General features: G+C 70.8%; 1 protein-coding gene. It reads left to right on the forward strand.

The genetic code is table 11. The features are described 5' to 3' along the window. The first annotated feature begins 80 nt into the window (after nucleotides 1-80). On the forward strand, nucleotides 81-1,058 hold the full coding sequence (locus H928_RS0109580; protein WP_027010768.1) for an iron ABC transporter permease: 978 nt from the start codon (nucleotides 81-83) through the stop codon (nucleotides 1,056-1,058). The last annotated feature ends 73 nt before the right edge of the window (nucleotides 1,059-1,131 follow it).

The following is a 1,131-nucleotide window of genomic DNA, read 5'->3' on the forward strand; positions in this document are numbered from 1 at the left end:
TGATGGCCGCTTTGCACAGCTCTGCACCCGCATCCGCAGCGCAGCGCGAGGCCGCGCCCGGCCTGCGCCGCAGTGCCTGGCTGGCGCTGGTGCTGCTGGTGCTCAGCGCCTTGCTGCTGCTGGTGGGCGCCAGCGTCGGCAGCACCGGTTGGGAGAGTGTGCTGCGCATGCGCGATGACCCCACCTCCTGGCAGATCGTGGTTGATATCCGCCTGCCGCGCTCACTGGGCGCCTGGCTCGCTGGTGGCCTGCTGGGCCTGGCCGGGGCTGTCGCCCAGGGCCTGTTTCGCAACCCGCTGGCCGATCCCTATTTGCTGGGCAGTGCCTCCGGCGCCTCGCTGGGCAGTGCGCTGGGCCTGGTGCTGCTGGGCTCGTCCGTCACCAGCCTCAATCTGCTCTACCGCCTGGGCACGACCGGCATGGCCTTTGTCGGTGCCGCCTGCGCGGTGGCGCTGACGGTGGTGCTGGCGCGCAATGTGCAAAACACCTTGCGCCTGCTGCTGGCCGGCGTGATCGTCGGCGTGGTGCTGGGCGCCATGCGCGATCTGCTGGAGCTGCGCCACCCCGATATTCTGCAGGCCATGCAGGCCTTTACCCTGGGCACTTCGGCCTTTGTCGGCTGGGAGGGCTGCGCGCTGATGGCCGCCGTGCTGCTGGTCTGCGTGCTGGCCACCTGGTGCTGCGCCCGGGTGCTTGATGGCCTGACCCTGGGCGAGGCGACCGCTGCCAGCCTGGGCTTGCCGCTGGCGCCGCTGCGCTATGGCCTGGTGGCGGTGCTGGCCCTGGCCACCGGCACCTCGGTTGCGCAGACTGGCCTGATCGCCTTTGTCGGCCTGGCCGCCCCGCACCTGGTGCGCAGCCTGGTGCAAGTGGGCCATGGCCGCAGCACCGTGCTGGCCGCCGCGATGGGCGGTGTGCTGCTGTTGGCCGCGGATATCCTGGCGCGCTGGCTGGTGGCGCCGCAAGAGCTGCCGGTGGGCGTGCTCACCGCCGCACTGGGCGGCACTTACCTGCTCTGGCGCATGCACCGCAGCACCCGATCGTCAGGAGGCCTGTGATGCCGACCACTGCGACCACACCTGCGCTGAGCGCCACCAATATCCACGCCGCCGTGCATGCACGGCCGATTCT

The sequence above is a fragment of the Comamonas sp. B-9 genome (genome assembly GCF_000410635.1).
Taxonomy (GTDB): domain Bacteria; phylum Pseudomonadota; class Gammaproteobacteria; order Burkholderiales; family Burkholderiaceae_C; genus Comamonas.